24 protein-coding genes are annotated in these 26,990 nt (G+C 60.3%); 13 read left to right on the plus strand and 11 right to left on the minus strand.

Going from position 1 to position 26,990, the window contains the following annotated elements:
• Nucleotides 1-9: 9 nt before the first annotated feature.
• The 3 genes from flgG to BFW87_RS02480 all read right to left on the minus strand — a co-directional run bounded on the left by flgG (nt 10) and on the right by BFW87_RS02480 (nt 3,491).
• Complete coding sequence (gene flgG, locus BFW87_RS02465) at nt 10-795, minus strand: flagellar basal-body rod protein FlgG (RefSeq protein WP_071483250.1); 786 nt, start codon at nt 793-795, stop codon at nt 10-12.
• Between the two features lie 71 nt (nt 796-866).
• Nucleotides 867-1,607 carry a flagellar basal body rod protein FlgF gene (locus BFW87_RS02470; RefSeq protein ID WP_078738399.1) on the minus strand — a complete coding sequence of 247 codons (741 nt, stop codon included), beginning with the start codon at nt 1,605-1,607 and terminating at the stop codon, nt 867-869.
• Nucleotides 1,608-1,925: 318 nt separating this feature from the next.
• Nucleotides 1,926-3,491, minus strand: a complete 1,566-nt coding sequence (locus BFW87_RS02480) for a sigma-54-dependent transcriptional regulator (RefSeq protein WP_078738401.1) — start codon at nt 3,489-3,491, stop codon at nt 1,926-1,928.
• 257 nt (nt 3,492-3,748) lie between these two features.
• Between BFW87_RS02480 and phhA the strand changes: the two genes are divergently transcribed.
• The 3 genes from phhA to BFW87_RS02495 all read left to right on the plus strand — a co-directional run bounded on the left by phhA (nt 3,749) and on the right by BFW87_RS02495 (nt 6,189).
• A complete protein-coding gene (gene phhA / locus BFW87_RS02485; protein WP_078738402.1) occupies nt 3,749-4,540 on the plus strand; it encodes a phenylalanine 4-monooxygenase in 792 nt (263 codons plus the stop codon).
• Nucleotides 4,541-4,639: 99 nt separating this feature from the next.
• Nucleotides 4,640-4,996, plus strand: a complete 357-nt coding sequence (locus BFW87_RS02490) for a 4a-hydroxytetrahydrobiopterin dehydratase (RefSeq protein WP_017134918.1) — start codon at nt 4,640-4,642, stop codon at nt 4,994-4,996.
• Entirely contained in the window at nt 4,996-6,189 is a 1,194-nt protein-coding gene (locus BFW87_RS02495; RefSeq protein WP_078738403.1) for an amino acid aminotransferase, read from the plus strand. The genes BFW87_RS02490 and BFW87_RS02495 overlap by 1 nt, the downstream gene beginning before the upstream one ends.
• A gap of 127 nt (nt 6,190-6,316) precedes the next feature.
• On the opposite strand, the gene BFW87_RS02500 is transcribed toward BFW87_RS02495, so the two are convergent.
• Nucleotides 6,317-7,126: a UDP-2,3-diacylglucosamine diphosphatase gene (locus tag BFW87_RS02500; RefSeq protein ID WP_078738404.1), complete on the minus strand. Its 810-nt coding sequence runs from the start codon at nt 7,124-7,126 to the stop codon at nt 6,317-6,319.
• 137 nt (nt 7,127-7,263) lie between these two features.
• Between BFW87_RS02500 and BFW87_RS02505 the strand changes: the two genes are divergently transcribed.
• Nucleotides 7,264-8,013 (plus strand): AraC family transcriptional regulator, encoded by a 750-nt coding sequence (locus BFW87_RS02505; protein WP_078738405.1) that lies wholly within the window; start codon nt 7,264-7,266, stop codon nt 8,011-8,013.
• Between the two features lie 100 nt (nt 8,014-8,113).
• Nucleotides 8,114-8,998 (plus strand): DMT family transporter, encoded by an 885-nt coding sequence (locus BFW87_RS02510; RefSeq protein WP_078738406.1) that lies wholly within the window; start codon nt 8,114-8,116, stop codon nt 8,996-8,998.
• Nucleotides 8,999-9,001: 3 nt separating this feature from the next.
• Here BFW87_RS02510 and BFW87_RS02515 read toward each other — a convergent pair whose 3' ends face one another.
• Nucleotides 9,002-9,289 (minus strand): SelT/SelW/SelH family protein, encoded by a 288-nt coding sequence (locus BFW87_RS02515; RefSeq protein WP_078738407.1) that lies wholly within the window; start codon nt 9,287-9,289, stop codon nt 9,002-9,004.
• A gap of 84 nt (nt 9,290-9,373) precedes the next feature.
• On the opposite strand from BFW87_RS02515, the gene BFW87_RS02520 reads away from it, so the two are divergent.
• Nucleotides 9,374-11,563, plus strand: coding sequence for a patatin-like phospholipase family protein (locus BFW87_RS02520; RefSeq protein ID WP_078738408.1), 2,190 nt, complete (start codon nt 9,374-9,376; stop codon nt 11,561-11,563).
• Between the two features lie 135 nt (nt 11,564-11,698).
• Here the strand turns inward: BFW87_RS02520 and BFW87_RS02525 are convergent, their stop codons facing one another.
• Together BFW87_RS02525 and recQ are read right to left on the minus strand one after the other, a co-directional pair.
• Nucleotides 11,699-12,133 (minus strand): MarR family transcriptional regulator, encoded by a 435-nt coding sequence (locus BFW87_RS02525; protein WP_078738409.1) that lies wholly within the window; start codon nt 12,131-12,133, stop codon nt 11,699-11,701.
• A gap of 121 nt (nt 12,134-12,254) precedes the next feature.
• The gene (recQ, locus tag BFW87_RS02530; protein ID WP_078738410.1) at nt 12,255-14,381 is read right to left on the minus strand and encodes a DNA helicase RecQ; all 2,127 of its coding nucleotides are present in this window, start codon (nt 14,379-14,381) and stop codon (nt 12,255-12,257) included.
• Between the two features lie 276 nt (nt 14,382-14,657).
• Between recQ and BFW87_RS02535 the strand changes: the two genes are divergently transcribed.
• The 3 genes from BFW87_RS02535 (at nt 14,658) to BFW87_RS02545 (ending at nt 19,345) form a co-directional block, all read left to right on the plus strand.
• The gene (locus BFW87_RS02535; RefSeq protein ID WP_078738411.1) at nt 14,658-15,245 is read left to right on the plus strand and encodes a UPF0149 family protein; all 588 of its coding nucleotides are present in this window, start codon (nt 14,658-14,660) and stop codon (nt 15,243-15,245) included.
• Between the two features lie 20 nt (nt 15,246-15,265).
• A complete protein-coding gene (locus tag BFW87_RS02540) occupies nt 15,266-15,655 on the plus strand; it encodes a YbaN family protein (RefSeq protein WP_078738412.1) in 390 nt (129 codons plus the stop codon).
• Nucleotides 15,656-15,874: 219 nt separating this feature from the next.
• Entirely contained in the window at nt 15,875-19,345 is a 3,471-nt protein-coding gene (locus BFW87_RS02545; RefSeq protein WP_078738413.1) for a hybrid sensor histidine kinase/response regulator, read from the plus strand.
• 151 nt (nt 19,346-19,496) lie between these two features.
• On the opposite strand, the gene rmuC is transcribed toward BFW87_RS02545, so the two are convergent.
• Both rmuC and BFW87_RS02555 read right to left on the minus strand, forming a co-directional pair.
• A complete protein-coding gene (rmuC, locus tag BFW87_RS02550; RefSeq protein WP_176159698.1) occupies nt 19,497-20,861 on the minus strand; it encodes a DNA recombination protein RmuC in 1,365 nt (454 codons plus the stop codon).
• Between the two features lie 175 nt (nt 20,862-21,036).
• Entirely contained in the window at nt 21,037-21,360 is a 324-nt protein-coding gene (locus tag BFW87_RS02555; RefSeq protein WP_078738415.1) for a hypothetical protein, read from the minus strand.
• Nucleotides 21,361-21,817: 457 nt separating this feature from the next.
• Here BFW87_RS02555 and BFW87_RS02560 point away from each other — a divergent pair, with 457 nt between their 5' ends.
• The 4 genes from BFW87_RS02560 to BFW87_RS02580 all read left to right on the plus strand — a co-directional run bounded on the left by BFW87_RS02560 (nt 21,818) and on the right by BFW87_RS02580 (nt 24,976).
• Nucleotides 21,818-22,123 (plus strand): hypothetical protein, encoded by a 306-nt coding sequence (locus BFW87_RS02560; protein WP_078738416.1) that lies wholly within the window; start codon nt 21,818-21,820, stop codon nt 22,121-22,123.
• A gap of 443 nt (nt 22,124-22,566) precedes the next feature.
• Entirely contained in the window at nt 22,567-22,788 is a 222-nt protein-coding gene (locus BFW87_RS02570; protein ID WP_024076751.1) for a hypothetical protein, read from the plus strand.
• A gap of 278 nt (nt 22,789-23,066) precedes the next feature.
• On the plus strand, nt 23,067-23,549 hold the full coding sequence (locus tag BFW87_RS02575) for a hypothetical protein (RefSeq protein WP_078738417.1): 483 nt from the start codon (nt 23,067-23,069) through the stop codon (nt 23,547-23,549).
• 146 nt (nt 23,550-23,695) lie between these two features.
• Nucleotides 23,696-24,976, plus strand: coding sequence for an OmpP1/FadL family transporter (locus BFW87_RS02580; protein ID WP_078738418.1), 1,281 nt, complete (start codon nt 23,696-23,698; stop codon nt 24,974-24,976).
• A gap of 65 nt (nt 24,977-25,041) precedes the next feature.
• On the opposite strand, the gene BFW87_RS02585 is transcribed toward BFW87_RS02580, so the two are convergent.
• Together BFW87_RS02585 and BFW87_RS02590 are read right to left on the minus strand one after the other, a co-directional pair.
• A complete protein-coding gene (locus tag BFW87_RS02585) occupies nt 25,042-25,590 on the minus strand; it encodes a glutathione peroxidase (RefSeq protein WP_078738419.1) in 549 nt (182 codons plus the stop codon).
• 149 nt (nt 25,591-25,739) lie between these two features.
• A complete protein-coding gene (locus BFW87_RS02590; protein WP_078738420.1) occupies nt 25,740-26,948 on the minus strand; it encodes an MFS transporter in 1,209 nt (402 codons plus the stop codon).
• Between the last annotated feature and the right edge of the window lie 42 nt (nt 26,949-26,990).

Below are 26,990 nucleotides of genomic sequence, written 5' to 3' on the forward strand. Positions count from 1 at the left end.
TAGACTTGATTACAGATTCTGCGTTACGAACGAAAGCATCTGGTCGGCGGTGGAAATCACCTTGGAGTTCATCTCGTAGGCGCGCTGGGTGGTGATCATGTTGACCATCTCCTCAACGGTGCTGACGTTGGAGGTTTCCAGGGTGCTTTGCAGCGTGGTGCCAAAACCGTTCAAGCCAGGCGTGCCGATTTGCGGTGCGCCGCTGGAAGCGGTTTCCAGGAACAGGTTGTTACCGATGGCTTGCAAGCCGGCCGGGTTGATGAAGTCGGCGGTTTGCAGGTTGCCGATCACTTGCGAAGCCGGGTTGCCGGCGACGGTGATGGACACGGTGCCGTCGTTGCCGACGGTGAAGGTCTGGGCGTTGTTCGGAACGACAATGGCCGGCTCCAGCGCGAAACCGTTGGCCGTCACGACCTGGCCGTTGGCGTCGAGGTGGAAGGTACCGTCACGGGTGTAGGTGGTGGTGCCGTCCGGCTGCAGGATCTGGAAGAAGCCCTTGCCGTTGACCGCCAGGTCCAGCGGCTGACCGGTTTGCTGCAGGTTGCCGGCGGTGAAGTTTTTCTGGGTGCCGACGATCTGCACACCGGTACCCAGTTGCAGACCCGACGGCAGTTCGCTGTCCTGAGTCGACTGGGCGCCTGGCTGGCGTTTGATCTGATAGAGCAAGTCCTGGAACTCGGCGCGGTCACGTTTGAAACCCGTGGTCGATACGTTCGCCAGGTTGTTGGAAATGGTGGTCAGGTTGGTGTCCTGGGCGGACAAACCTGTTTTGGCAACCCATAGAGCCGGAAGCATGCCTTTCTCCTTTCTGCGCCTGTTTGTTGGCGCCGCGCTGCAAAATTAGTGTTCGTTCAGTGATGCCGCTATCAGCTCATCGACAGAACGCGGGTCATGGCCTGGTCGTCTTCTTTAGCGCTGTTCATCATCTTGATGTGCAGCTCGAACTGTTTGGAAAGCGCCAGTACCGCCGTCATTTCTTCAACCGCGTTGACGTTGCTCGCCTGCAGGAAACCCGAGGTCAGCGTGACCTTCGCGTCCGCCTGGGCTGGCTGGCCATCCTTGGTGTGGATGGTGCCGTCCAGGCCCTTGGTCATGTTCTTGAGGTCGGGGTGGACCATCTTGATGCGGTCCACTTCAGCCATTACCCGCGGGCCTTCGCCCATGGCGCGGATACTGATGGTGCCGTCGGCGCCCACTTCGACTTTCTGCTCTGGCGGCACGGCAATCGGGCCACCGTTGCCCATCACCGGCATGCCGTTGCCGGTACGCAACACACCGAGTGCATCGATGTTCATGCTGGCGCTGCGCACGTAGGCTTCGCTGCCATCGGGGGTTTGCACGGCGATCCAGCCGTCGCCGCTGACCGCTACGTCGAGGTCACGACCGGTTTCGATCATGGCGCCCGGCGAGAAGTCGGTGGCTGGCCGCTCGGTCAAGGCAAATGCCCGCGCCGGAAAGCTGTCGCCGAACACCGGCATCGACCGCGCCTGCTCCAGGTCGCGTTGAAAACCGTTGGTGGAGATGTTCGCCAGATTGTTGGCATGGGCCTTCTGCGCCAGTGCATTCTGGCTGGCGCCGGTCATTGCCACATAAAGGTACTTGTCCACGCTTTATCCTCTTTCTGACGGACGCTTGCCGCCCACCGCTGTACTGATGAGGCATAAGCAATTTGCGGTCCAACTTTCTAAAAGCGGGTGAAGTGCAGGCGGGGCGGGGGTTTGCGGGCGGCTTGAGGATTTACAGGCGAGGCGAGAGTCGAAAAAACGGCGGACTACTGCCGCTAACGGCAACGACGCAGATCAAATGTGGGAGCTGGCTTGCCTGCGATGGCATCAACCGGGTCCGTCTGATATACCGAGGTGTCTGCATCGCAGCGGTGCGACGATTCGACAAGCCAGCTCCCACACAAGCCAGCTCCCACAGTTTTACCCGCGCTCAGCTTTGAGAATTTCGTAATCGCGCAACTTATTGGCGATGGTGGTATGGGAAACCCCCAAGCGCTTGCCCAACTGCCGGCTGCTGGAATGCTCGGCATACAAGGCTTCCAGCACCGCCTTCTCAAACCGGCCGACGATCTCTTCCAGCCCGCCTTCCAGGGAGAAATCGCCAAGCGGCTGACGCACGCCATAATCCGGCAGGCGAATATGCTCGGCCTTGACCGTGCCGCCCTCGCACAGCGATACCGCCTGAAACAGCACGTTTTCCAACTGCCGCACATTGCCCGGCCAATGGTAATGACTCAGCCGCTCCATCGCCGCCGGCGCCAGCTTGGGCAATGGGCAACCGATCTGCCGGCTGGCCTGATCCAGAAAGTGCTCAACCAGTGGCGCCAACCCATCCAGGCAGTCACGCAGAGGCGGAATGTGCAGCGACAACACATTCAAGCGGTGATAAAGGTCCTGACGGAATTCGCCGCGCGCGCACAGCTCAGACAAGTCCACCTGAGTCGCGCAGATCACCCGCACGTCCAGATACACCTCTTCATCACTGCCCACCCGGCGAAAGCAGCCGTCCTGCAAAAAGCGCAGAAGCTTGACCTGCAACCGCGCGCTCATTTCTCCCACGCCATCCAGAAACAACGTGCCGCCCGCCGTCAGTTCCAACAACCCTAACTTGCCTTCGGCCCGTGCGCCTTCAAACGCGCCGGGGCCGTAGCCGAACAGTTCGGTCTCGGCCATCGATTCCGGCAACCCCGCGCAGTTAAGCGCCATCAACGGCGATTGCCCACGGGGGCTGGCCAGGTGGCAGGCGCGGGCCAGCAGTTCCTTGCCGGTGCCGGTTTCGCCTTCTATTAATAGCGGCGCATCCAATGGCGCCATGCGCCGGGCTTCGCGCACCACGGCGGCCATGACTCTGGAGCTCTGGAAGATGCTGTCGAAGCCGCGCAGCTCTTGCTTGCGCACGTTGTAGATGCGCTCGCCGACGCGGTCGGCGCGGTGCAAGGTCAGCACCGCGCCGGCCATGGCTTCGCTGTCATCGTGTTCAGAAGATTGCAGTGGCGCGATGTCCGCCAGAAACACGTCACCCTTGACCTTGACCCGCAGGCCGTTGATCCGTGATTTGCTCGCGCGCACCAACTCCGGCAAGTCGAAATCCTCGGCATAGCGCGACAGCGGAATGCCCGGCACTTCGTCCACGCGAACCCCGAGCAATTGCGCCGCCGCGCGGTTGGCGGCAACGATGGAGCCGCCCATGTCGATGGACAGCACCGGAAATTCGAGGGCGCCGAGCAGCGCATTCAGCTCCATATGCCTACGTTCGCTGGGCATCAGCCCTACCCGCTTGACGCCAAATACCCCGGCAATCGCTTCGAATTGCGGGCGCAGCGCCTGGAACTGCATGTTCACCAGGTTCGGGCAAAACAGGTAGATGGCGTTGCCATGTTCACCGCCGACCTCGCCCTTGGCGACGTTGACGCCGTACTCCACCAGCAGGTTGAGGATGTCCCGCAGGATGCCGATGCGGTTCTGGCAGTGCACTTTGATACGCATGAAAGGGCCCGAAAGGTGGTAAGGCGCCGCGACTTTTTGCCGCTCGGCACAGATAGTCGTCAAGATTATGTGACAGCGCGTAACCTTTTCACAGCCCAAGACACCGACGAGTCGTGCAATCGTAACGAAAACTTTACGGAAAACGGTAACTTTTCCTACAGAACCTCTACACGAGCGGATGGAATCCGCCGCTTCACGCGTTATCAATAGGCACATCGCAGGACATAACAAGAACGAATGCCTAGCAGGAGAGCCGTATGAAGCAGACGCACTACGTGGCCCGCGAGCCCGATGCGAGTGGTTTTATCCACTACCCGCCGGAAGAACACGCGGTGTGGAACACCCTGATCACACGCCAGTTGAAGGTGATCGAAGGCCGTGCCTGCCAGGAATACCTGGACGGCATCGACAAGCTTGGTCTGCCCCTGGACCGCATTCCGCAACTCGGCGAAATCAACAAAGTGCTGGCCGACACTACCGGCTGGCAAGTCGCCCGCGTACCGGCGCTGATCCCCTTCCAGACCTTCTTCGAATTGCTCGCCAGCAAACAGTTTCCCGTGGCGACCTTTATTCGTACCCGCGAAGAACTGGACTACCTGCAAGAGCCGGATATTTTCCACGAGATCTTCGGCCACTGCCCGCTGCTGACCAACCCCTGGTTTGCCGAATTCACCCACACCTACGGCAGACTCGGCCTGGCGGCCACCAAGGAACAGCGCGTGTACCTGGCGCGCCTGTACTGGATGACCATCGAGTTCGGCCTGGTGGACACGCCGCAAGGTCGGCGCATCTACGGTGGCGGCATTTTGTCTTCGCCCAAAGAGACGGTGTACAGCCTGTCGTCCGAGCCCGAGCATCAAGCCTTCGACCCACTGGAGGCGATGCGCACGCCCTACCGCATCGACATCCTGCAACCGCTGTATTTCGTCCTGCCCGAGCTCAAGCGTCTGTTCGAAGTGGCGCAGGAAGACATCATGGGCATGGTTGAACGTGGAATGCAGCTCGGGTTGCACGCACCCAAGTTCCCACCCAAACCCAAAGCCGCGTGAGCCTTTTCTTTTAAGGCCAGGTGAGTCTGTTCCCTGGCCCCGCGTTGCTTTAGGGTAACGCCCACTGACGACCGAATTTCAAACTTCAGGACACCTTTCATGACCACCTTGAACCAAGCCCACTGCGAAGCCTGCCGCGCCGATGCCCCGCAAGTCAGCGATGAAGAGTTGCCGGTACTGATCAAGCAGATCCCCGACTGGAACATCGAAGTGCGCGACGGCGTGATGCAGCTGGAAAAGGTTTTCCTGTTCAAGAACTTCAAGTTCGCGCTGGCCTTCACCAACGCCATGGGTGAGATCTCCGAAGCCGAAGGCCATCACCCGGGCCTGCTCACCGAGTGGGGCAAAGTCACCGTGACCTGGTGGAGCCACTCGATCAAAGGCCTGCACCGCAACGACTTCATCATGGCCGCGCGCACCGACGAAGTGGCCAAGGACGCCGAGGGCCGCAAGTAATGCATTTCGATGCGATTGGCCGCGTACCCGGCGACCCGATTCTCGGGCTGATGGACCTGTACGCCGCAGACGCCAACCCGAACAAGTTCGACCTCGGCGTGGGCGTCTACAAAGACGATCAGGGCCTGACGCCGATTCCGCACTCGGTGAAACTCGCCGAGCAGCGTTTAGTGGATACCCAAACCACCAAGACCTATATCGGCGGCCATGGCAACGCGGCATTCGGCACGCTGATCAGCGAACTGGTGCTCGGTGCCGACTCTGCATTGATTCGCGAACGCCGTGCTGGTGCGACCCAGACCCCGGGCGGCACCGGCGCACTGCGCCTGAGTGCCGACTTTATCGCCCAACACCTGCCCGGGCGCGGCGTATGGCTGAGCAACCCGACCTGGCCGATCCACGAAAGCATCTTTGCCAAGGCCGGGCTCAAGGTCAGCCATTACCCTTACGTGGGCACCGACAATCGTCTGGATGTAACGGCGATGCTGGCGACTCTGTCCACCGTGCCAGAAGGCGATGTGGTGTTGCTGCACGCCTGCTGCCACAACCCGACGGGTTTCGATCTGTCGCAGGATGACTGGCGCCAAGTGCTGCAGATCGTGCGCGAGCGCCAACTGCTGCCGCTGATCGACTTCGCCTACCAGGGCTTTGGTGACGGCCTGGAGCAGGATGCCTGGGCTGTACGGCTGTTTGCCGCCGAGCTGCCGGAAGTGCTGGTCACCAGCTCCTGCTCGAAGAACTTCGGCCTCTACAGCGACCGTGTCGGCGCGTTGATCGTGTGCGCGGCAGACGCCGAAAAGCTCACGGATGTGCGCAGCCAGCTGGCTAACACGGCGCGTAATTTGTGGTCGACGCCGCCGGATCATGGCGCAGCAATCGTCGCGACGATCCTCGGCGATAGTGAGCTGAAAAACGTCTGGAGCCACGAAGTGGAAGCCATGCGTTCGCGCATTGCACAGCTGCGCTCCGGGCTGGTGGACGCGCTGGCGCCACACGGGCTGGCCGAGCAGTTTGCGCATATTGGTGCGCAGCGTGGGATGTTTTCCTACACAGGTCTCAGCGCCGAGCAGGTGAAGCAACTGCGTGAGAAACACAGCGTTTATATGGTCAGTTCGGGCCGGGCCAATGTCGCCGGTATTGATGCCACGCGGCTGACGTTGCTGGCACAAGCCATCGCTGATGTTTGCCACTGACGAAACCGAATCAAAACTGTGGGAGCTGGCTTGCCTGCGATAGCGGTGTGTCAGCTCCCCATTTTTCACTGATAGACCGCTATCGCAGGCAAGCCAGCTCCCACATTTTTCACACCGAGTGAATCCTTCAGCCTGTCACCATCTCGGCCTTCAACTGCGCCTCTTTCGCCTGCGCATCCGCCAACCGGTACAACTCGATACTCCCATCCCAGTGCTCGATCAACGCCGTGCACGACTCCACCCAATCCCCGCAATTGAGGTAATCCACCTCGCCCACCTTGCGAATTTCGGCATGGTGAATATGCCCGCACACCACGCCGTGCAGCTCGCGCTTGGTCACTTCGTGGGCGATGGCTTCTTCGAAATCACTGATAAAACTCACCGCCGTCTTCACCTTGTGCTTGAGGTAAGCCGACAGCGACCAGTAGCCATACCCGTACCGCGCGCGCCAGTGATTGAGCCAGCGGTTCAGCGTAAGGGTGAATTCGTAGGCCGAGTCGCCGAGAAACGCCAGCCAGCGGTGGTAACGGGTGATCACATCAAACTGGTCGCCGTGGATCACCAACAAATGCCGGCCATCGGCGGTGACGTGCACCGCCTCATCCACCAACTGGATATTGCCCAGGATCAGCTTGGAATAGCGGCGCAGGAATTCGTCGTGGTTGCCGGTGACGTAGATCACTTCGGTGCCACGCTTGGCCATGGTCAGCAGGCGACGGATCACGTTGGTGTGGGCCTGGGGCCAATACATGCCGCCGCGCATTTTCCAGCCGTCGATAATGTCGCCCACCAGGTAAACCTTGTCGGCGTGGTAGCCCTTGAGGAATTGCGACAGGTGTTCGGCCTGGCAATCCCGTGTGCCCAGATGCACATCGGAAATCCACAGGGTACGCACCCGTTGTTTACGGCTGGGTTTGGCGAACTCGGCACTGGTCATGGGCATCCCTCGACGGTGTTTTCGCGAGCTTGCGCCCCCGCGATTAATAGCCCATGACAACTGTGCGTCAGTCTGATGACAGCGCCCGGCGGCCGCGAAGCGTTGTAGACTGGCAGCCTGCAGCCCAGGAGACCGCGATGAGCCCGACCCTCACGCTACGCCACTACATCGAAGCGCCCCTCGCCCACAGCCATGACCATGCGCAGTTGGTGTTTGGCCTGTCCGGGCACCTGGACCTGGAAGTCGATAGCCGTGGCAGCCAGGTGCACGAAAGCAGCGTGATGGTGCTGCCCTTCTCCGCCCATCATGCCTGTGGCAGCCGTGATGGCAGCCGTTGCCTGGTGCTGGATGTGCCGACGGAACACTGGGTGTTGCAATCGCTGGGTGAGCATGCCGACGCCAGCCGCCGCCTGCTTGACAGGCCCGCGCGCCTGGCCCTGGATTCCCGGCAAAGCCAACTGGTGCAATGGCTGGCGCACAGCCCGGTGGATGATCCGTTGATTGTCCAGCAGGGCGCCGTGCTGTTGCTGGCCAGCCTCAACCACCCCCTCGCCAGACCTGTGCCAGGGCGGCGCCTGCCCTACGCGGCGTTCAACGCGCATATCGAACGGCACGCGGCGCGCCCACTTCAAGTGGCCGACCTTGCGCGCATCGCCGACCTTTCCGTGGCGCGTCTGCATGCGCGCTTTATGGCGGAATGCGGGCAGACGCCGATGGACTACCTGCGCAGCCGTCGCCTGAAAATGGCCTTGAGCCTCCTGAAGGAAACGCCGCTGCCCATTGGTGAAATCGCCGACCGCGTCGGCTACAGCTCGCAAAGTGCGTTTGCCGCCGCAATGCTGCGCGAGTTTGGTGCCTCCCCAGGCGCGCTGCGTCGCGCGTCGTAGGAAGAGTCTTGCGCTAAAAATCGCGAGCCGGACGACAGACGCCCGCCCCCGCACCCTCTAGACTGCGATTTCTGTCACCCCCGCCTGTTCAAGGATCGCAATGACTCCCCGCTCAGCCCTCGGCGCCCTGCATATCGGCGCATTGATGTTTGGCCTCACCGGTGTATTCGGCAAGCTGGCGGCCGCCTCGCCGGCCATCATCGTATTTGGCCGTGCCGCCTTTGCCGTGGTGGCCCTGGCGGTCTTTGCGCGATTTGCCAGCAATGCGCCCTGGAAGACACTGGAAATGCGCGACTGGCGCCGGCTGCTGATCAGCGGCGTGCTGCTGGCAGCGCATTGGGTGACGTTTTTCATTGCCGTCAAAATCGCCGGCGTGGCCGTCGCCACCCTTGGGTTTACTGCCTTCCCGGCGTTTACCGTAATACTTGAAGGGCTGATTTTCCGCGAACGCATTCGCGCCAACGAAGTGCTGCTGGTGGCCTTGGTGACTGTTGGTCTGGTGCTGGTGACGCCGGACTTTAACCTCGCCAGCGAGGCCACGGGCGGGCTGCTGTGGGGGATCGCCTCAGGGCTTTTGTTCTCTTTATTGTCACTGAACAACCGCGCCAGCGCCGGGCGGATTCCGGCGGTACAGGCAGCGCTGTGCCAAAACGTGGTGGTCGCCGCCTGCCTGCTGCCCGTGGCGGCGCCGGGGTTGGCAGATGTACGCGCAATCGACTGGTTATGGATCGGGCTGCTCGGCGTGTTCTGCACCGGCCTGGCCCACAGCCTGTTTGTCGCCAGCCTCGCAGTGATCAAAGCACGCACCGCATCGGTGGTGTTCGCCATGGAGCCGCTCTACGGCATCACCGTGGCCTGGCTGTTGTTCGCCGAAACCCCCACCGTGCGCATGCTGCTCGGCGGCGCACTGATCATCGTCGCCATCGTGTTGTCCGGCTTGATGGGCAGCGCCAGCCAAGCCAAGCCACCGACGGCCACCGCCTGATCATCAGGCGGTGCGGTCGTTGTGCCCCAGGTCGCGTTGCGGGTCGATCTGATCGCGCACGCGCTGCTTGAGCACTTTGGCTTCCGGAAAGCCGCCATCGGCCTTGCGTTCCCAGATCTGCACGCCATCGCAGGTGATGCGAAACGCACCGCCCGTGGCCGGCTCCAGCGCCACGCGGCTCAGGTCGTCGCTGAACGTACTCAATAATTCCTGAGCCAGCCACGCAGCGCGCAGCAGCCACTGGCACTGGGTGCAATAGGTGATGACGATCTCGGGTTTGTTCGCGGACATAATTTGAGAGATTCCTGGCGTAACGGGCTCGGTGGATCCGGCGGCTATAATACCGGCCTTTATCGCCCAGCCCCGAGATTCATGATGCGCCGCCTGCTGTCCTGTGTTTTTTTGTGTTTGATCCCCCTCCTCGCCGACGCCGTTGAAGGCCCACGCCCGAAAATCGGACTGGTGCTGTCCGGCGGCGCCGCCCGTGGCCTGGCACACATCGGCGTGCTCAAAGCCCTTGAGGAGCAAGGCATCCAGATTGATGCGATTGCCGGCACCAGCATGGGCGCGGTGATTGGCGGGCTGTATGCATCGGGCTACAAGATCGATGAGCTGGAAAAACTCGCATTGAGTATCGACTGGCAACAGGCGCTGTCCGACGCACCACCGCGCGAAGACGTGCCATTTCGGCGCAAGCAGGATGACCGGGATTTCCTGGTCAAACAGAAACTCAGCTTTCGCGACGACGGCAGCCTCGGCCTGCCACTCGGCGTGATCCAGGGCCAGAACCTCGCGTTATTGCTGGAAAGCATGTTTGCCCACAGCAGCAACACGCGCAATTTCGACAAGCTGCCGATCCCGTTCCGCGCCGTGGCCACCGACATCACCACCGGCGAAAAAGTGGTGTTCAACAAGGGCCATCTGCCCCAGGTGATTCGCGCCAGCATGTCGATCCCGGCGGTGTTCGCCCCGGTAGAAATTGACGGCCGGCTGCTGGTGGACGGCGGCATGACGGACAACATCCCGCTGGATGTGGCACGGGAGATGGGCGTCGACATTGCCATCGTGGTCGACATCGGCACCCCGTTACGTTCGCGTAAACAGCTGAACACCGTGGTGGACGTGCTTAACCAGTCCATCACCCTGATGACCCGGCGCAACTCAGAAGAACAGCTCAAGGCCCTGAATCCGAAAGACGTGCTGATCCAGCCTCCCTTGGCGGCCTACGGCGTGACGGATTTTGGTCGTGCCAAGGACATGATCGACGCCGGTTACCGCGCCACCCGCGCCCTCGACGTGCGCCTGGCGCATTTGCGCCCCGCCCAACCGATCGACCCGGAACTGGTGGCGGCGCGCACCCCGGGCGAACGCACGCCGGTGATCACCGCTATCAAAGTAGAGAACGACTCGAAGGTCAGCGACGACGTAATCCGCTATTACATTCGCCAAACCCTCGGCGAGCCGCTGAACCTGGGCCGACTGCAAACCGACATGGGCACTTTGTACGGCCTGGATTATTTCGAGCAGGTGCAATACCGCGTGGTGAAAAAGGGCCAGGACAACACCCTGGTGATCAGCGCGCGCGGCAAACGCAGCGGCACCGACTATTTGCGGCTGGGCCTGAACCTGTCGGACGACATGCGTGGCGACAGCGCCTTCAACCTCGGCGCCAGCTACCGCATGAACGGCATCAACCGCCTCGGCGCCGAATGGCTGACGCGGGTGCAGATCGGTGATCGCCAAGAACTGTACAGCGAGTTCTACCAGCCGATGGACACCGGCTCACGCTACTTCGTCGCGCCCTACATCAGTGCCCAGGCGCAGAACGTTGAACTGATTCTGGACAACGACCCGATCTCCGAATACCGCCTGGAACGCTACGGTTTTGGCTTGAACGTGGGGCGGCAGATCGGCAACAGCGGCGAGATCCGTTTCGGCGTCGGCGAAGCCTGGGGCAAGGCGGATGTGCGCATCGGCGACCGCGACCTGCCGAGCGTGAGCTTCAGCGAAGGGTTCTATGAACTGAAGTACTCCTTCGACTCCTTCGATAACGTGTACTTCCCCCACACCGGCGAAGACATTGGCTTGGCGTTTCGCGAATTCGAACCCGGCCTGGGCTCGGACCAGCGCTACCGCCAATGGGAGTTCAAGCTGGACAAGGCCATGAGCCGAGGCCCGGACACGCTGATACTGGGCGGCCGTTATGGGCGCACCCTGGATAAATCCGACGTAGTTATTTCCAGCTTCCTGCTGGGCGGTGCGCGGCAGCTGTCAGGCTTTCGTGAAGATGCGATCTCGGGGCAAAACATCGCCCTGATGCGCGCGGTGTACTACCGCCGCCTGACGCCGCGCTCGTACCTGCCGCTGGACTTCCCGCTGTACCTCGGGGCCTCGATGGAACGAGGCCGGGCGTGGAACAACGACAACCAGTTCGACAGCGGGTATATCAACGCTGCGAGTATTTTCCTGGGGTTTGATACGCCGTTGGGGCCGCTGAATTTCAGCTACGGGTTCAATGATGCCAATGAGCAGGCGGTGTATCTGAACCTGGGCCAGACCTTCTAAACACCCGAATGCAAAACCAACTGTGGGAGCTGGCTTGCCTGCGATGGGGGCGGTTCAGTCAGCTTGTTTGGCGACTGATACACCGCCATCACAGGCAAGCCAGCTCCCACATTTTGACCTGCGGTATGCTTGCGATCAGGGCTTTTCGAGGTTTGCCAGAATATGCCCATGCACGCGCATGCACACACTCAAATCAGCTTCATCCACGCCCACAAACAGCTCATGGCGCAGTGCCGTGGCGATGGTTTCGATCTGTTCGATCAGAGGGCGGGCCGTGTCACACAGCAAAATGCGCTTGGCACGGCGGTCTTCCAGCACCGCCTGACGCTGCACCAAACCCTGGCCTTCCAGGCTGTCGAGCAGCCGAGCCAGGGTCGGCCCTTCCACCCCAACGCTCTGTGCCAGTTCGCGCTGAGTCGGGGCTTCTTCGAAACGGGCCAGGTGCAACAGCACCAGCCAGCGTGCCTGGGACAAGCCCAGCCCCGCCAGACGGCGGTCCAGCTCAGCGCGCCAACCTCGGGACATTTGCGCCAACTGCATGCCAAATCGGTGTTGATCGGTTAACGGCATAAAAAACTCATGATTTAGACTGAAATTAAAGTGTGGCTAATTATTAGTCAGCTAAGCATGAGCCATGCCAGTAGGCAAGCGTCGCTATGTACTGATTCGTTACATTGTCGTAATTGACGTACTAAATCTCGAATTCGGACTGCAAAGCGGCCCGTACGCAGTACAAAACACCCTCTGGAACTCGCCCGGTGAACAGCGGCGCAATCTCTGCGACTGCTGGCAATTCGCCCTCGCCATCGAGAAAGGCGTCCTGGATTTCACCGAGCAAATCTTCCGGTAAATCAAGGGCCTGCTCCAGGGACAACTGTTGCTTGCCGATGGATTCAGCCAGCAACGTGTAGACGTTTTTTTCCGAACATTGCAGCTGGCCGGCGATCTGGATCGGGGTCATGCCGGCACGCGCCAGGCTGATCAGTTCGTGGCGAATATCGGCGACTTCCTTCGGCGCCTCAGCCTGCCCGCCGAGCACTTCAAGGAAAGCCTGGCCATATCGCTCCAGCTTGCGCGCGCCCACGCCGCTGACCCTGGCCATCTCGGCCTTGCTGGTCGGCTGCTCGCGCAGCATTTCCAGCAAGGTGGAGTCGGGAAAAATAACGTAAGGCGGCACGCTGTGTTCCTGCGCCAGTTTGCGCCGCAGGGTGCGCAACGCTTCCCACTGCTCGCGCTCTTCGCCCCGTACGAGCTGGCTGGCCTGGCTGGTGCTGCTCTTGGCGGTGGTTTGCGGCTTGAGGTCGCGGCGCAGTTCAAGGCTGACTTCGCCCTTGAGCAGCGGCCGGCAACTGTCGTTCAAGCGCAGGCCGCCGTAGCCTTCAATGTCGATATCGACCAGGTTGCGCGCAACCATTTGCCGGAACAATGAACGCCATTCACCCTCGGCGCGGGCTTTACCAACGCCGTAGACCGAGAGTTTCTCGTGGCCAAAACTGCGGACCTTTTCGTTGTCCTTGCCGAGCAAGACATCCACCAGATGGCCCACGCCGTAGCGCTGGCCGGTACGGTAGATGGCCGACAACGCCTGGCGTGCCGGTTCCGTGGCATCCCAGGTCTGCACACCGTCGACGCAGTTATCGCAGTGGCCGCACGGCTGGGGCATGTCTTCATCGAAGTACGCGAGCAGCGTCTGGCGGCGGCAACGGGTTTCTTCACACAGCGACAGCATGGCGTCGAGCTTGTGTTGCTCCAGGCGCTTGTGGCGCTCGTCGCCTTCGGAGTTCTGCAGCATCTGCTTGAGCATCACCACGTCTTGCAGGCCGTAAACCATCCAGGCGTCCGCCGGCAGGCCATCACGGCCGGCGCGGCCGGTTTCCTGGTAGTAGGCCTCAAGGGATTTGGGCAGGTCCATGTGCGCAACGAAACGCACGTTGGATTTGTCGATGCCCATGCCGAACGCAATAGTGGCCACCATGATCAGGCCTTCCTCGTTGAGGAAGCGCTTCTGGTGAGCGGAGCGCGTTTCGTTGGGCAAGCCCGCGTGGTACGGCAGCGCCGGGTAGCCTTGCTCGCAGAGAAACGCAGCAACTTCATCGACCTTCTTGCGCGACAGGCAATAGACGATGCCCGCATCGCTGCGCCGCTCGGACAGGAACGCCAGCAACTGCTTGCGCGGCTGCTCCTTGGGCACGATGCGGTAGAAAATATTCGGCCGGTCGAAGCTTGACAGAAAGCGTTCGGCATTTTGCAAATGCAGGCGCTCGACGATTTCTTCGCGGGTCCGTTTGTCGGCAGTCGCGGTGAGGGCGATGCGCGGAACATCGGGAAACAGCTCGGCCAATTGCCCCAACTGCAAATATTCGCGACGGAAATCGTGACCCCATTGCGATACGCAGTGGGCCTCGTCGATGGCAAACAAGGCGATTTCCAGGCTCTGTAAAAAGGCCAGCATGCGCGGCTGCACCAGGCGCTCGGGGGCCAGGTAAAGCATCTTCACTTCACCACGCTTGATCCGTGCGGCGAGGTCGCGCTGCTGCTCGGCACTGAGGGTGGAGTTCAACGACGCAGCGGCGACACCCAGCTCCTCAAGCGTAGCCACCTGATCGTCCATCAATGCGATCAACGGCGACACCACCACCGCCAGCCCGTTGCGCAGCAAAGCCGGCACCTGAAAGCACAGCGACTTGCCGCCGCCCGTAGGCATCAACACCAGGGCGTCACCGCCATTGGCCACGCGCTCAATGATCGCACCCTGGCGGCCACGAAAACTGTCGTAGCCGAAGATGTCCTTGAGGACGCGTTGAGCCTGCTCGAGCATGTAAAACTCCAAAATGGTGCCGAAATCCCTCTGTACAGGCTGGCCGAAAAAACACGGGGGCACGGGAAATAATCCGTAAGCGAAGTTTTCGCGGGGTGGCGCTCGGCCTGCAGGGGCATCACAAAACGCGGCAGTATACCCGAGCGACATCGCTCAAAGGGTGCCGCTGACGAATTGCAGCCCGTCTCTAAAACCTGGCAAATCTGCATGGCGGCTGGCCTGGGCGCTCAAGAAAGCCTAGAATTGCGCATCGTTTATTCCCAAGGTAATCCGTCAATGTCCTTCGCTGAGCAACTAACCCGCCTGCAAGCCTTCCTCGACGCCGATGAGCTGCATGACGAGGCGCTGGACTACGTGGCAGCTCACGGCTACCTGACCGCCCTGTCGATCTCTTCCGACATCGTGCCGGACCGTGAGTGGATCGACGCCTTGTTTGCCGAAGAGCCGCATTACGCCGATGCAGCCCAGCGCGAAGAAATCGAATCCACCCTGTTGGCCCTCAAGGCCCACATCGGCCGCCAACTGGCCGCCGACGAGGAATTCGAGCTGCCATGCGACCTGGACCTCGGCGAAGAGCCGGATGACTCCGACCTGCGCGGATGGTGCATCGGCTTCATGGAAGGCGTGTTCCTGCGCGAAGCCGCCTGGTTCGAAACCGCCGAGGAAGAAGTCAGCGAAATGCTGCTGCCGATCATGGTCGGTTCGGGCCTGTTCGACGACCAGCCGGAATTCTCCGACATCGCGTCCGACGCCAACCTGATGGACGACATGATCGTGCAGATCCCGGAAGCCCTCACCGCGCTGTACCTGCTGTGCAACGCGCCTGACGAAAAACCGGCGATCCTCAAGCCACGTCACCACTGAGTCGTTTGCCCGTGACACCCATGGGCAATCGCTCGCCTCTCCTGCGCTACGGGCTGCTGGCCATCGGCTGGCTGAGCGTAGCGTTGGGGGTGATCGGCATTTTCCTGCCGGTACTCCCGACCACCCCCTTCCTGCTGCTCGCCGCCGCCTGCTTCGCTCGAAGCTCCCCGCGCTTTTACGATTGGCTGGTACAATACCCGCGGCTTGGCCCATGGATTCGCGACTACCTGGACGGCAATGGCATTCCGCTTAAAGGCAAGGTCTACGCCATCGGCCTGATGTGGCTGAGCATCGGCTTCTCTTGCTACCTGGTGCCACTCCCGTGGGCGCGCGGGTTCATGCTGACCAGTGCCGTGCTCGTGACGATCTATATCCTGCGCCAAAAGACTCTGCCGCCCCGCAAACGGTAGGACTCGGCTTGTGTGGGAGCTGGCTTGCCTGCGATAAAAGCACCGCGGTGTGACATTGACACCGTGGTGATGCTATCGCGGGCAAGCCCGGCTCCCACACAAGCAGCTCCCACAAAAGCCATGCACGCGACCTTGGTCGACACTGACTAACCCCAGGCATCATGCGAGACTGTCCAACCGGGCCTGGAATGCCCGGGCGTTCTTATGCTCGGAGTTACCATGACGCTGTCCAGCGGGCTGATCGCCGCCGTTGCCCTGGCCTATATGGCCATTATGTTTGCCATCGCCTTTTACGGTGACCGCCGTCGTGCGCCGCTGCCCCCGCGTATGCGCGCCTGGGTGTACAGCCTGTCGCTGGCCGTTTACTGCACCAGCTGGACCTTTTTTGGCGCTGTAGGCCAGGCGGCTGAACAGTTGTGGGCGTTTTTACCGATCTACCTCGGCCCCGTTCTACTGCTGGTGTTGGCGCCCTGGGTGCTGCAGAAGATGATTCTGATCAGCAAGCAGGAAAACATCACCTCCATTGCCGACTTTATCGCCGCGCGCTACGGCAAATCCCAATCCCTGGCTGTGGTGGTGGCGCTGATCTGTCTGGTCGGCGTGTTGCCTTACATCGCCCTGCAACTCAAAGGCATTGTGCTGGGCGTGAACCTGCTGATTGGCGCAGGTGCCGACACCACCGGCACGCGCGCGCAGGACACGGCCTTGATCGTGTCGCTGGTACTCGCGCTGTTTACCATTGTGTTTGGTACGCGCAACCTCGACGCCACCGAGCACCACCGCGGCATGGTGCTGGCAATCGCATTTGAATCCCTGGTCAAGCTGTTCGCTTTTCTCGCAGTCGGTGCGTTTGTGACCTACGGTCTGTATGACGGTTTCGGCGACCTGATCAGCCAGGCGATGCTTGCACCGCGGCTGGAAGAGTATTGGCAAGAGACCATCAACTGGCCCTCGATGGTGGTGCAGACCGGCGTGGCGATGATGGCGATTATCTGCCTGCCCCGGCAGTTCCATGTGACCGTGGTGGAGAACATCGACCCTCAGGATTTGCGCCTGGCCAAGTGGGTGTTCCCGGCTTACCTGATCCTCGCCGCGCTGTTCGTGATCCCCATCGCCCTCGGCGGCAAAATGCTGCTGCCCGGTTCAGTACTGCCGGACTCCTACGTCATCAGCCTGCCCATGGCCGAAGCCCATCCGGCCCTCGCTGTGCTGGCGTTTATCGGCGGTGCGTCGGCGGCGACCGGCATGGTGATTGTGGCCAGCATCGCGCTGTCGACCATGGTGTCCAACGACATGCTGCTGCCCTGGCTGTTGCGTCGCTCCAGCGCCGAGCGGCCGTTCGAAGTGTTCCGCCACTGGATGCTGTCGGTGCGCCGCGTCAGCATTGTGATCATTCTGCTGCTGGCCTATGTGAGTTACCGCCTGCTCGGCTCCACGGCGAGCCTGGCGACGATCGGCCAGATCGCCTTTGCCGCCGTGACTCAATTGGCCCCGGCGATGCTGGGCGCGCTGTACTGGAAACAGGCTAACCGGCGCGGTGTGTTTGCCGGGCTGGCGGCGGGCACGTTCCTGTGGTTTTACACCTTGGTCCTACCCGTGACGGCGAAAAGTCTGGGCTGGTCGCTCAGCCTTTTTCCCGGCCTCACGTGGATGCATTCCCACCCGTTTGGCTTGTCCGTGACCTCACTGACTTTGGGCACGGTGTTCTCCCTGGCAGGTAACTTCACCCTGTTCGTGTGGGTCTCGATGCTGTCGCGCACGCGGGTTTCCGAACACTGGCAGGCCGGGCGTTTTATCGGCCAGGAAATCAGCCAGCGCGCCAGCGCCCGCTCAATGTTGTCGGTGCAGATCAGCGATCTGCTCAGCCTTGCGGCGCGTTTTGTCGGCGAGGAGCGCGCCCAGCAAAGTTTTATTCGCTTCGCCTATCGCCAGGGCAAGGGTTTTAACCCCAACCAGAATGCCGATAACGACTGGATCGCCCATACCGAAAGGCTGCTCGCCGGCGTACTCGGGGCTTCTTCGACGCGTGCCGTGGTAAAGGCCGCCATTGAAGGTCGGGAAATGCAGCTGGAGGACGTAGTCCGGATCGCCGACGAAGCCTCCGAAGTACTGCAATTCAACCGCGCCCTACTGCAAGGCGCGATTGAAAACATCACCCAAGGCATCAGCGTGGTCGATCAGTCGCTGAAGCTCGTGGCGTGGAACCGGCGCTACCTGGAATTGTTCAATTATCCCGAAGGCTTGATCAGCGTCGGCCGGCCGATTGCCGACATTATTCGCTACAACGCTGAGCGCGGCCTGTGCGGCCCGGGTGAGGCGGAGGTGCACGTGGCGCGACGCCTGCACTGGATGCGCCAGGGCCGTGCGCACACCTCCGAGCGCTTGTTTCCCAATGGCCGCGTGATCGAGCTGATCGGCAACCCGATGCCCGGCGGCGGCTTTGTCATGAGTTTCACCGACATCACCGCGTTCCGCGAGGCCGAGCAGGCGCTGACGGAGGCCAATGAAGGCCTGGAAAGGCGGGTGACCGAGCGTACCCATGAACTGTCGCAGTTGAATGTGGCACTGACGGATGCCAAAGGCGTGGCCGAATCGGCCAGCCAATCGAAGACGCGCTTTCTGGCAGCGGTGAGCCATGACTTGATGCAGCCGTTGAATGCGGCGCGGCTGTTTTCCGCCGCCCTCTCCCACCAGAATGACGGTTTGTCAGGCGAGGCCCGCCAATTGGTGCAGCACCTGGACAGTTCGCTGCGTTCCGCCGAAGACCTGATCAGCGACTTGCTGGATATCTCGCGCCTGGAAAACGGCAAAATCAATCCGCAGCGACAGCCGTTTGCGCTCAACGAACTGTTTGACACGCTGGGTGCTGAATTCAAGGTGTTGGCTCAGGAGCAAGGTTTACGCTTCCGCCTGCGTGGCAGCCGCTTGCGGGTGGACAGCGACATCAAACTGTTGCGGCGAATTTTGCAGAATTTTCTGACCAACGCCTTCCGCTATGCCGACGGCCCAGTGTTACTCGGCGTACGCAGGCGCAAGAACGAGCTGTGCCTGGAAGTCTGGGACCGCGGCCCAGGCATACCGCTGGATAAACAGCAGGTGATCTTCGAAGAATTCAAACGCCTGGACAGCCACCAGACCCGCGCCGAGAAAGGCCTGGGCCTGGGCCTGGCGATCGCCGATGGCCTGTGCCGCGTGCTGGGCCACCGCTTGAGCGTGCGCTCGTGGCCGGGCAAGGGCAGCGTATTCAGCGTGCGCGTGCCGCTGGCGCGCAATCAAGCCAGCCCGCAGGTCAAGGCAGCACGCGATAACGGGCTGCCGTTGAGCGGCGCGCAGGTGCTGTGTGTCGATAACGAAGAAAGCATTCTGATTGGCATGCGCAGCTTGCTGACGCGCTGGGGCTGCGAAGTGTGGACCGCCACTGACCAGGCGCAATGCGCAGCGCTGCTGGCTGACGGCGTGCGTCCGCAACTGGCGTTGGTGGATTACCACCTGGACCACGGCGAAACCGGGACTGAGCTGATGGGCTGGCTGCGCGCCCAACTGGCGGAGCCGATTCCAGGGGTGGTGATCAGTGCCGACGGGCGCCCGGAAAGGGTGGCCGAGGTGCATGCGGCGGGGTTGGACTATTTGGCCAAGCCGGTGAAGCCCGCGGCGCTGCGGGCGTTGTTGAGTCGGCACTTGCCGCTGTAGGCGCAGTTGACTCGAATACCCGATGGGAGCTGGCTTGTGTGGGAGCTGGCTTGCCTGCGATAGCATCACTGCGGTGTCCCTGAACAACCGAGTTGCCCGCATCGCAGGCAAGCCAGCTCCCACATAAGCCAGCGCCCACAGGGGCTGTGGCCTACTCCGGTATGTGCGCCACACCATCGGCATCGGTCATCGCTTTTTCCAGCAAATCAGCCGGCAGGCTTTTACTGGCGCGGGCGCCGAGCAAGCGCAATTGCTCGGTCCTGCTGACCAGATTTCCACGCCCGTCCGTCAGCTTGTTTCGCGCCGCGCTGTAGGCTTTATCCAACTGTTGCAGTCGGTTGCCCACTTCATCCAGGTCCTGGATAAACAGCACGAACTTGTCGTACAGCCAGCCGGCGCGCTCGGCAATTTCCCGGGCATTCTGGCTTTGGCGTTCCTGCTTCCACAGGCTGTCGATCACCCGCAGGGTTGCCAGCAACGTGGTGGGGCTGACGATCACGATATGGCGGTCGAAGGCTTCCTGGAACAGGTTGGGCTCGGCCTGCAACGCGGCGGAAAAAGCCGCCTCGATTGGCACGAACAGCAGCACAAAATCCAGGCTGTGCAGGCCTTCCAGACGTTTGTAGTCCTTACCCGCCAAGCCTTTGACGTGATTACGCAGGGACAGCACGTGCTGCTTCAACGCCGCCTGACCGATCACCTCATCATCTGCCGCAACGTACTGTTGATAGGCCGTGAGGCTGACCTTGGAGTCGACCACCACCTGCTTGTCACCGGGCAACATGATCAACACGTCCGGCTGAAAGCGCTCGCCGTCCGGGCCTTTAAGGCTGACCTGAGTCTGATACTCACGGCCCTTTTCCAGGCCTGCATGTTCAAGCACACGCTCAAGGATCAGCTCACCCCAATTGCCTTGGGTTTTCTGGCCCTTGAGGGCGCGGGTCAGGTTAGTGGCTTCGTCCGACAGACGCAGGTTCAGTTGCTGTAGGCGTTCAAGCTCTTTAGCCAGAGAAAAGCGTTCGCGCGCTTCGTTCTGGTAGCTCTCTTCAACGCGTTTTTCAAACGACTGGATGCGTTCTTTCAACGGATCAAGTAACTGCCCGAGACGTTCCTGGCTGGTTTCGGCAAAACGCTGCTCGCGCTCATCGAAGATCTTCCCGGCCAACTCGGCAAACTGCGCCCGCAGCTCGTCGCGCGAGCCCTGCAAGTCGGTGAGGCGCTGCTGATGGCTGTCTTGTTGCTCACGCAGTTCTGCACGCAGGGCGGCCGATAAGGCGTCCAGACGCCTTAGCTCGGTTTCCTTGGCGCTGCGGTCGAGGTTCCAGGCATGGGCGGCGTCGCGGGCATTATCGCGGTCGATCTGCAGCAATTCGACTTCACGGCGCATGGCTGCCAAGTCTGCTTGTTTTGCCGAGTTGGCCTGGCTCAGGTCGCTGATCTCGTCGCGACTGGCGTCGAGTTGAGCCGCAAGCCCTTCCTGCGCGAGCTGGGCGGTGGCAAGACGCTCTTCAAGCAATTCCCAACCGGTGGTGCGCGCGGTCAGCCGCCGTTGAATCTGCCAGCACAGCGCCAGTAACGGCACGCCAGCGCCGGCAAGGCCCAAGGCAATACTGGTCCAGTCAAAAGCCATAGCCATTTCTGCCATCACCAAAAAAGGGAGAGGTTAACGGAGCACAAGGCTAGACGACAGCTCAGTCTTCGACCTGACCCAGTTCGCGCTGAGCGCAGCGATCACCGGCACGAGCGGCCGAGCGCAGCAGATCGTGCCCGATACGGCGGTCACGGGCGTTATCGCACTCGCGGCACATCAACTGACCCAAGCGGCTCTGGGCGGCGACCACACCTTCGCGGGCCGGCTGCTTGAGCAAACGCCCTGCAAAGTGCTTTACGTTGGTGTTATGCCCCAGACGCGGGCTGTCGAGCAGCCACAAGGCAACTTTCAAAGAAAAGCGCTTGGGTGCGGTAACAGTTTGAGGGGTATCGGTAACAGAAGGTGATACTGAGCGAAACTTCATAAAGCACTGTGGGACAGATCGGAAGGCGCGCCACTCTACTCTTTTTTTCGTACAGGTAAAGCTGAAAAAAACCTGCACGCCCGTTCTAGAGCAAGCGCTCGGGACAATCCACAGAAGCTGTGGATAACTCAGTGGACAACCCGCGTTTAACTCGCGCAAAGGCCCATGGAACGGGGGTCGCAGTCAAACTGACGATTTTTTCACCAATAAAAAAAAGCGATATTTTTCATTGACTTAAATTTTCATTGCAGGCAAATGGCGACGTTTCCTGGCCCTTGACGGCGTGGTTACACAGTTCGCAACTAATGTGCACAAGTACCCACTCAGTGGTTATATCGACAAGGTTTTTAGCTTCAACCGCGCGAAAAATGTTACCGCTGCGCAAAACCCGAGGACTTTTCAAATCGTTCCGGGCTCGCCACACTGCCCGACCGACGACTCAACCCTGTATAGGTCGATGAAAGGAATTCTGCTATTTGCCCTGTTGCTGCTGGCTATCAGTGCGACCTCATTGGGAATCAGCGCAGCACTGCCCTCCCCCGACGGCGCGCTGTTCGCGATTGCCATCCTGCTGTCGGCGGCCTTTACGGCAGTAAGCCTGTGCATCGAACTGGGTGAAGGGCGGATCAATGACATGCGCGACGTGATCCAGGTGATCGAGACAGGGCGCTCCTGGCGTCTGACCCTCGCGGCCTACGCGCTGGGGTGTTCGCTGGCAGCCGCAGTCACTGTGCTGGTTTATCGCAGCGTGATCGGCGGCTGATTGATTTTTTTGGCTATCACACTTCCCTTCCGTGTTTCAATCCGTTACTATCCGCGGCGTTAGTACCAAGCTGAAAGTCAATTCTGGTCGAACAACTCCCCTGAACAACACGGGATCGACCACCTCGATGGTTTCCAGGTATCACTTGCGACGACACTGCCTTTGAACAAGCAAAGGGTGCCGCGAAGTTTCAATACTCTGACCGAACCAGCCTGCAAATTGATCAGGATCTTCACCCCGGGCCCAGAACCTTTGCCCCTGTTGTGCTGCCTGCCCTCCTAAGTACCTACCTGCCAGCCCAAGCGCGCCTAACTTATCAGCGCTTCAAACTGGCTGCTTTGTTCCAGTCGGGTTCTTCGTTTGATCAATGGTGATCAACGTCACTGGAACGTTTTAACGTTGCACGGTTCTTAACCGTGTCATTTGTAGGAACACCAATAACTATGTCCACTATCCACACTCAGGATGCCATTCGCACCCTCACCAACGCTTTTGCTCCAATGAACTGCCTGATCATGGCCGCTCGCAAAGGCTGCTTCAGCTTCACCCTGGTCAACGAACACGGCATCGCTCGTCACAGCGAACGCCTGTACCCCGATCAATACTCCAGCGCAGAACCGCTGCAGGCCGTGATCGAGCGTACCCGTCAGGCACTGGTTGCCTGATCGACCCGAGTCGCTGAAACACAAAAAACCCTGTTTAAAACACAGGGTTTTTTATTGCCTGATATTCAGGTTTCGAATGATTACGCTAAGTTCAAATAGATATAAACGTTATAACTAAATGAAGAAGATGTTTTAAAAACAGTCCTTTACATCGTAAATATGACACTACACTTCAACTCAAGCGGCGTGATCCGCTTGCGACGGGCCTGAGATCCGATTCACAGCTGCCAAGCCCCCCTCTCAGGCACCGTCGACCACTTTCATGGATTGAGGCTTGTATGGGTATCGCTGCCAGCGAATTGTGTCGTTATGTGATCAGGCCGACGTTGCTCTACCTCGGCCGCCATAACCAGACTGCTGAATCCCTGCTGCTGGGCATTGCCGCCAGCCAGTCGGAATTGGGTTCCGCGTTGCATGATCGACGGGGCCACGGCCTGTACAGCATCACCGAGCCTCGCCACCGTGCGCTTTGGGATGATTACCTGGCGCTGGACCCCGAACGCGCCAGCCTGGTCCGCGGCCTGGCCAGTCAACATGCCTTCCTCAGTGCGCCCCAGCTGGAACTGACCGTCAACCTGCGTTACGCCACCGCCATTGCCTGGCTGCTGGTCGAACAACATCGCCCTGCACTGCCGCCAGCCGGTGATGTACTGGCCATGGCGCGTATCTGGAAAGAAATATTTCACCCTCAAGGACGGCTGCGGGATTTCACCCAAGCCTGGAAAACCTGTGTTTCACCCATGAATCAGGTCACTTGTTGATCAGGCGTTTTGCAAGATTCGGCTAAAAACGTTGATTTTGGTCGGATTGTCCTACAAAACCGCTCTATCTCCTGCCTTACAGCCTATAGCGCGATCTTAAAATTATTGTTACTTTCCGCAGCGGTGATCACCACGGAGTTCTAATAATGAAAAAAGTAATGCTCAAGACCACACTTAGCCTCGCCGTTGCCATGGCATCTTCCCAACTGTTTGCAAGCGGATTTGCACTCAACGAACAGAGCGTCAGCGGGATGGGTACAGGCTTCGCAGGTCGCTCCTCTTCTGCCGATGATGCAAGTACTGTCTACGGTAACCCTGCCGGTATGGCTCGCCTGAACGGCCAGCAAATCACCGGCGGTGTTGCAGCCATTGATGCCTCCACCGATATCAGCGATGTCAGCGGCCGTTCACGCGGCAGCAACAAAGGCGATATGGTGCCTTTCACTGCTGTTCCTTTCGGCTTCTACACCAATAAACTCAACGATCAGTGGGCAGTCGGTTTCGGCGTCTATGCCCCGTTCGGTCTGGTGACCGATTATGAAAGCGGCTTCCAGGGTCGTGGCTTCGGCAGCAAGAGCGAAGTTAAAGTCATCACCCTGCAACCTACCGTCAGCTACGCCTTCAACGACCGCGTTTCTGTTGGTTTCGGCCCGACCATCAACCGCATCGCCGGTACCCTGGAATCGGACCTGACGCTGAACGCCGCCGCGCCAGACACCAATATCAAGATCAAGGGTGACGACACTGCACTCGGTTTCAACATTGGCGTGCTGGTACAGGCCACCGACACTACCCGCGTCGGCCTGACCTACCACTCCAAGGTCAGCTACAAGCTGGACGGCCACACCGAAGTCACCGCGCCTACTGCGACTTCCGGCTTCCTGCGCAGCAACCGCTACGACGCCTCGTTGAAGATCGACACACCTGAATCCTACGATCTGTCGGTCACCCAAGACCTCACCGACGCATGGAAACTCTATGCCGGTGCCACCTGGACCCGCTGGAGCCGCCTGAAAGACATCACCGTGAAGAACGAAGGTGTGGTCGGTGGCGCAGCCGGTGGCGTACTCGCACCGTCGCTGGTCGGCACTATCAAAGAAGACCAGAACTGGCATGACACCTGGGCTTACGCCGTGGGTACTTCGTACCAGTTGACCAAGCAAGTGGTATTGCGTACCGGCCTGACGTTCGATCAGTCGCCCACCAATAACACTGACCGCTCGCCACGTATTCCTACCGGCGACCGCACCATCTTCAGCCTGGGTCTGGGCTATGAGGTCATGCCAAACATGACCGTCGACCTGGCCTACTCCTACCTGAAGGAAGAAGACGTCAAGGTCAACCGCTCCAACGCACTGGCCAGCTACAACGCCAAGTACGAAAACAGTGCCAACGGCTTTGGCCTGGGCATGACTTACCGCTTCTGATTCACAGCGGTACAAAAAAGCCCCGCTCTCCTGCAAAGGAAGCGGGGCTTTTTAATACGTGACAATCAGGGTTTCGACGCCAGCGCCTGCTCCACGGCCTTGATCAAGTCCGGGCTGTCGGGCTTGGTGAGGCTGGAGAAATTGGCAATCACTTTGCCTTGCCGGTCGACCACGTACTTGTAGAAATTCCACTTCGGCGCACTGGTTTGCTGCGCCAGGATCTTGAACAGGTGTACCGCATCCGGTCCCTTGACCTTCTGCGGCTCGGTCATGGTAAACGTCACGCCATAATTCACGTAACAGACTTTGGCCGTCTCTTCGCCGGTCTTGGCTTCCTGCTTGAAATCATCGGACGGCACGCCAATCACTTCCAGCCCTTGGCCTTTGTAGTGCTGATACAAAGCCTCAAGCCCTTTGAACTGCGGCGCAAACCCACAAAAACTCGCTGTATTGACGATCACCAACGGCTTGCCGGCGAAACGCTGGCACAGGTCAATGGATTCCTTGGCCCGCAGCTTGGGCAATTGGCCCTCAAGCAACGGCGGGCAGTTGGCAGCCATCGCCACACTGCCAATTGCCATCAGGACGGGTACTGCCAGCCAGCGCATGTGCATGTCGGAGGTCCTTGAATTCTTCAGACCACGAACTTAACAGATCGCCATGCCCAACTGCATCAACGCCAGACCACCGTGTTGCCAGCCTGCCCAGGCCAGCAGCAACAGCACCAGCCCTGCCGCCAGGGCCAAACACCGCACCGTCACACTCATGCCGCCTCCATCTGCGCCTGCAATCGCGCGACCGGCCGCTCGCGCACCGGCCAATTCAATGCCGCCGCGAGCAGGCTCAAGAGAATTGCCACCTGCCAGATCAAATCGTAGTTGCCGGTTCGATCATAGACCACCCCACCCAACCAGCCGCCCAGGAACGAACCGAGTTGGTGAAACAGGAACACAATCCCACCGAGCATTGAGAGGTTTCGCACACCAAACAGCGTCGCGACCGTGCCGTTGGTCAGCGGAACAGTCGACAGCCACAAGAACCCCATGGCCATGCCGAACAGGTAGGCCGAGACTTCCGTCACCGGCGCCCACAGGAACAGCATAATCACCACCGCACGCAACAGGTATAACCCGGTCAGCAACCGCGGCTTGGACATACGGCCACCGAGCCAGCCTGCGGTGTAGGTGCCGAACACGTTAAACAAGCCAATCAAGGCCAGCACCGTGGTCCCCACCCTTGCCGGCAGATGCTGGTCCACCAGATACGCCGGCAAATGCACACCAATAAACACCACCTGAAAACCACAAACGAAAAAGCCAAAGGCCAGCAGCCAGAACCCCGAGTGGGAACAGGCTTCCTTTAACGCCTCGCTCAGGGTTTGCTGGCCGACCATGACCGGCAGCGGTTTGTCCTTGAGCATCGCCACCAGCGGCAGGATCAGCGCCACCATCAGACCCAGCGCCAGCAAGGCCGCCGACCAGCCCAGCCAGCCGATCAACCCCAAGGTACCCGGGACCATGGCGAATTGACCGAAAGACCCGGCGGCGCTGGCGATGCCCATGGCCATGCTGCGCTTCTCCGGTGCTACGGCGCGGCCAACCACACCCAGGATCACCGAGAACGAGGTGCCCGACAGGCCGATCCCAATCAGCAAGCCCGCACTGAGTGACAGTGACCACGCCGAATCGGACATGCCCATCAGCACCAGGCCCACGGCGTACAGCACTCCGCCGACAAAAACCGCTTTGGTCGCGCCAAAACGATCGGCCAAGGCGCCGGTAAATGGCTGCGCGAGGCCCCAGATCAGGTTTTGCAGGGCAATCGCAAAGGCAAAGGTCTCACGGCCCCAGCCGAACTCCGTACTCATCGGCGCCAGAAACAGGCCGAAGCCATGCCGTACGCCCAGGGACAACGCCAGGATCAACGCACTCCCCACAAGAACCCAGCCACTGGTGCGCCACATCGAGGTCATTTCTTATTCTCCGCTCGCGGGTATATACCCGCTTGTATTCGA

The organism is Pseudomonas fluorescens (genome assembly GCF_002022275.1).
GTDB classification, from domain to species: Bacteria; Pseudomonadota; Gammaproteobacteria; order Pseudomonadales; family Pseudomonadaceae; genus Aquipseudomonas; species Aquipseudomonas fluorescens_AJ.

What these genes read in the sequence shown, in the direction of transcription:
- BFW87_RS02510 (WP_078738406.1), top strand. Translation starts at nt 8,114, where the DNA reads ATGACTCCCCGCTCAGCCCTCGGCGCCCTGCATATCGGCGCATTGATG.
- BFW87_RS02570 (WP_024076751.1), top strand. Translation starts at nt 22,567, where the DNA reads ATGTCCACTATCCACACTCAGGATGCCATTCGCACCCTCACCAACGCT.
- BFW87_RS02500 (WP_078738404.1), bottom strand. Translation starts at nt 7,126, where the DNA reads ATGACCAGTGCCGAGTTCGCCAAACCCAGCCGTAAACAACGGGTGCGT.
- BFW87_RS02545 (WP_078738413.1), top strand. Translation starts at nt 15,875, where the DNA reads ATGACGCTGTCCAGCGGGCTGATCGCCGCCGTTGCCCTGGCCTATATG.
- BFW87_RS02505 (WP_078738405.1), top strand. Translation starts at nt 7,264, where the DNA reads ATGAGCCCGACCCTCACGCTACGCCACTACATCGAAGCGCCCCTCGCC.
- BFW87_RS02585 (WP_078738419.1), bottom strand. Translation starts at nt 25,590, where the DNA reads ATGCACATGCGCTGGCTGGCAGTACCCGTCCTGATGGCAATTGGCAGT.
- BFW87_RS02515 (WP_078738407.1), bottom strand. Translation starts at nt 9,289, where the DNA reads ATGTCCGCGAACAAACCCGAGATCGTCATCACCTATTGCACCCAGTGC.
- BFW87_RS02525 (WP_078738409.1), bottom strand. Translation starts at nt 12,133, where the DNA reads ATGCCGTTAACCGATCAACACCGATTTGGCATGCAGTTGGCGCAAATG.
- BFW87_RS02575 (WP_078738417.1), top strand. Translation starts at nt 23,067, where the DNA reads ATGGGTATCGCTGCCAGCGAATTGTGTCGTTATGTGATCAGGCCGACG.
- recQ (WP_078738410.1), bottom strand. Translation starts at nt 14,381, where the DNA reads ATGCTCGAGCAGGCTCAACGCGTCCTCAAGGACATCTTCGGCTACGAC.
- BFW87_RS02580 (WP_078738418.1), top strand. Translation starts at nt 23,696, where the DNA reads ATGAAAAAAGTAATGCTCAAGACCACACTTAGCCTCGCCGTTGCCATG.
- BFW87_RS02520 (WP_078738408.1), top strand. Translation starts at nt 9,374, where the DNA reads ATGCGCCGCCTGCTGTCCTGTGTTTTTTTGTGTTTGATCCCCCTCCTC.
- BFW87_RS02535 (WP_078738411.1), top strand. Translation starts at nt 14,658, where the DNA reads ATGTCCTTCGCTGAGCAACTAACCCGCCTGCAAGCCTTCCTCGACGCC.
- flgG (WP_071483250.1), bottom strand. Translation starts at nt 795, where the DNA reads ATGCTTCCGGCTCTATGGGTTGCCAAAACAGGTTTGTCCGCCCAGGAC.
- BFW87_RS02555 (WP_078738415.1), bottom strand. Translation starts at nt 21,360, where the DNA reads ATGAAGTTTCGCTCAGTATCACCTTCTGTTACCGATACCCCTCAAACT.
- BFW87_RS02490 (WP_017134918.1), top strand. Translation starts at nt 4,640, where the DNA reads ATGACCACCTTGAACCAAGCCCACTGCGAAGCCTGCCGCGCCGATGCC.
- BFW87_RS02590 (WP_078738420.1), bottom strand. Translation starts at nt 26,948, where the DNA reads ATGACCTCGATGTGGCGCACCAGTGGCTGGGTTCTTGTGGGGAGTGCG.
- BFW87_RS02560 (WP_078738416.1), top strand. Translation starts at nt 21,818, where the DNA reads ATGAAAGGAATTCTGCTATTTGCCCTGTTGCTGCTGGCTATCAGTGCG.
- BFW87_RS02495 (WP_078738403.1), top strand. Translation starts at nt 4,996, where the DNA reads ATGCATTTCGATGCGATTGGCCGCGTACCCGGCGACCCGATTCTCGGG.
- BFW87_RS02540 (WP_078738412.1), top strand. Translation starts at nt 15,266, where the DNA reads ATGGGCAATCGCTCGCCTCTCCTGCGCTACGGGCTGCTGGCCATCGGC.
- BFW87_RS02480 (WP_078738401.1), bottom strand. Translation starts at nt 3,491, where the DNA reads ATGCGTATCAAAGTGCACTGCCAGAACCGCATCGGCATCCTGCGGGAC.
- phhA (WP_078738402.1), top strand. Translation starts at nt 3,749, where the DNA reads ATGAAGCAGACGCACTACGTGGCCCGCGAGCCCGATGCGAGTGGTTTT.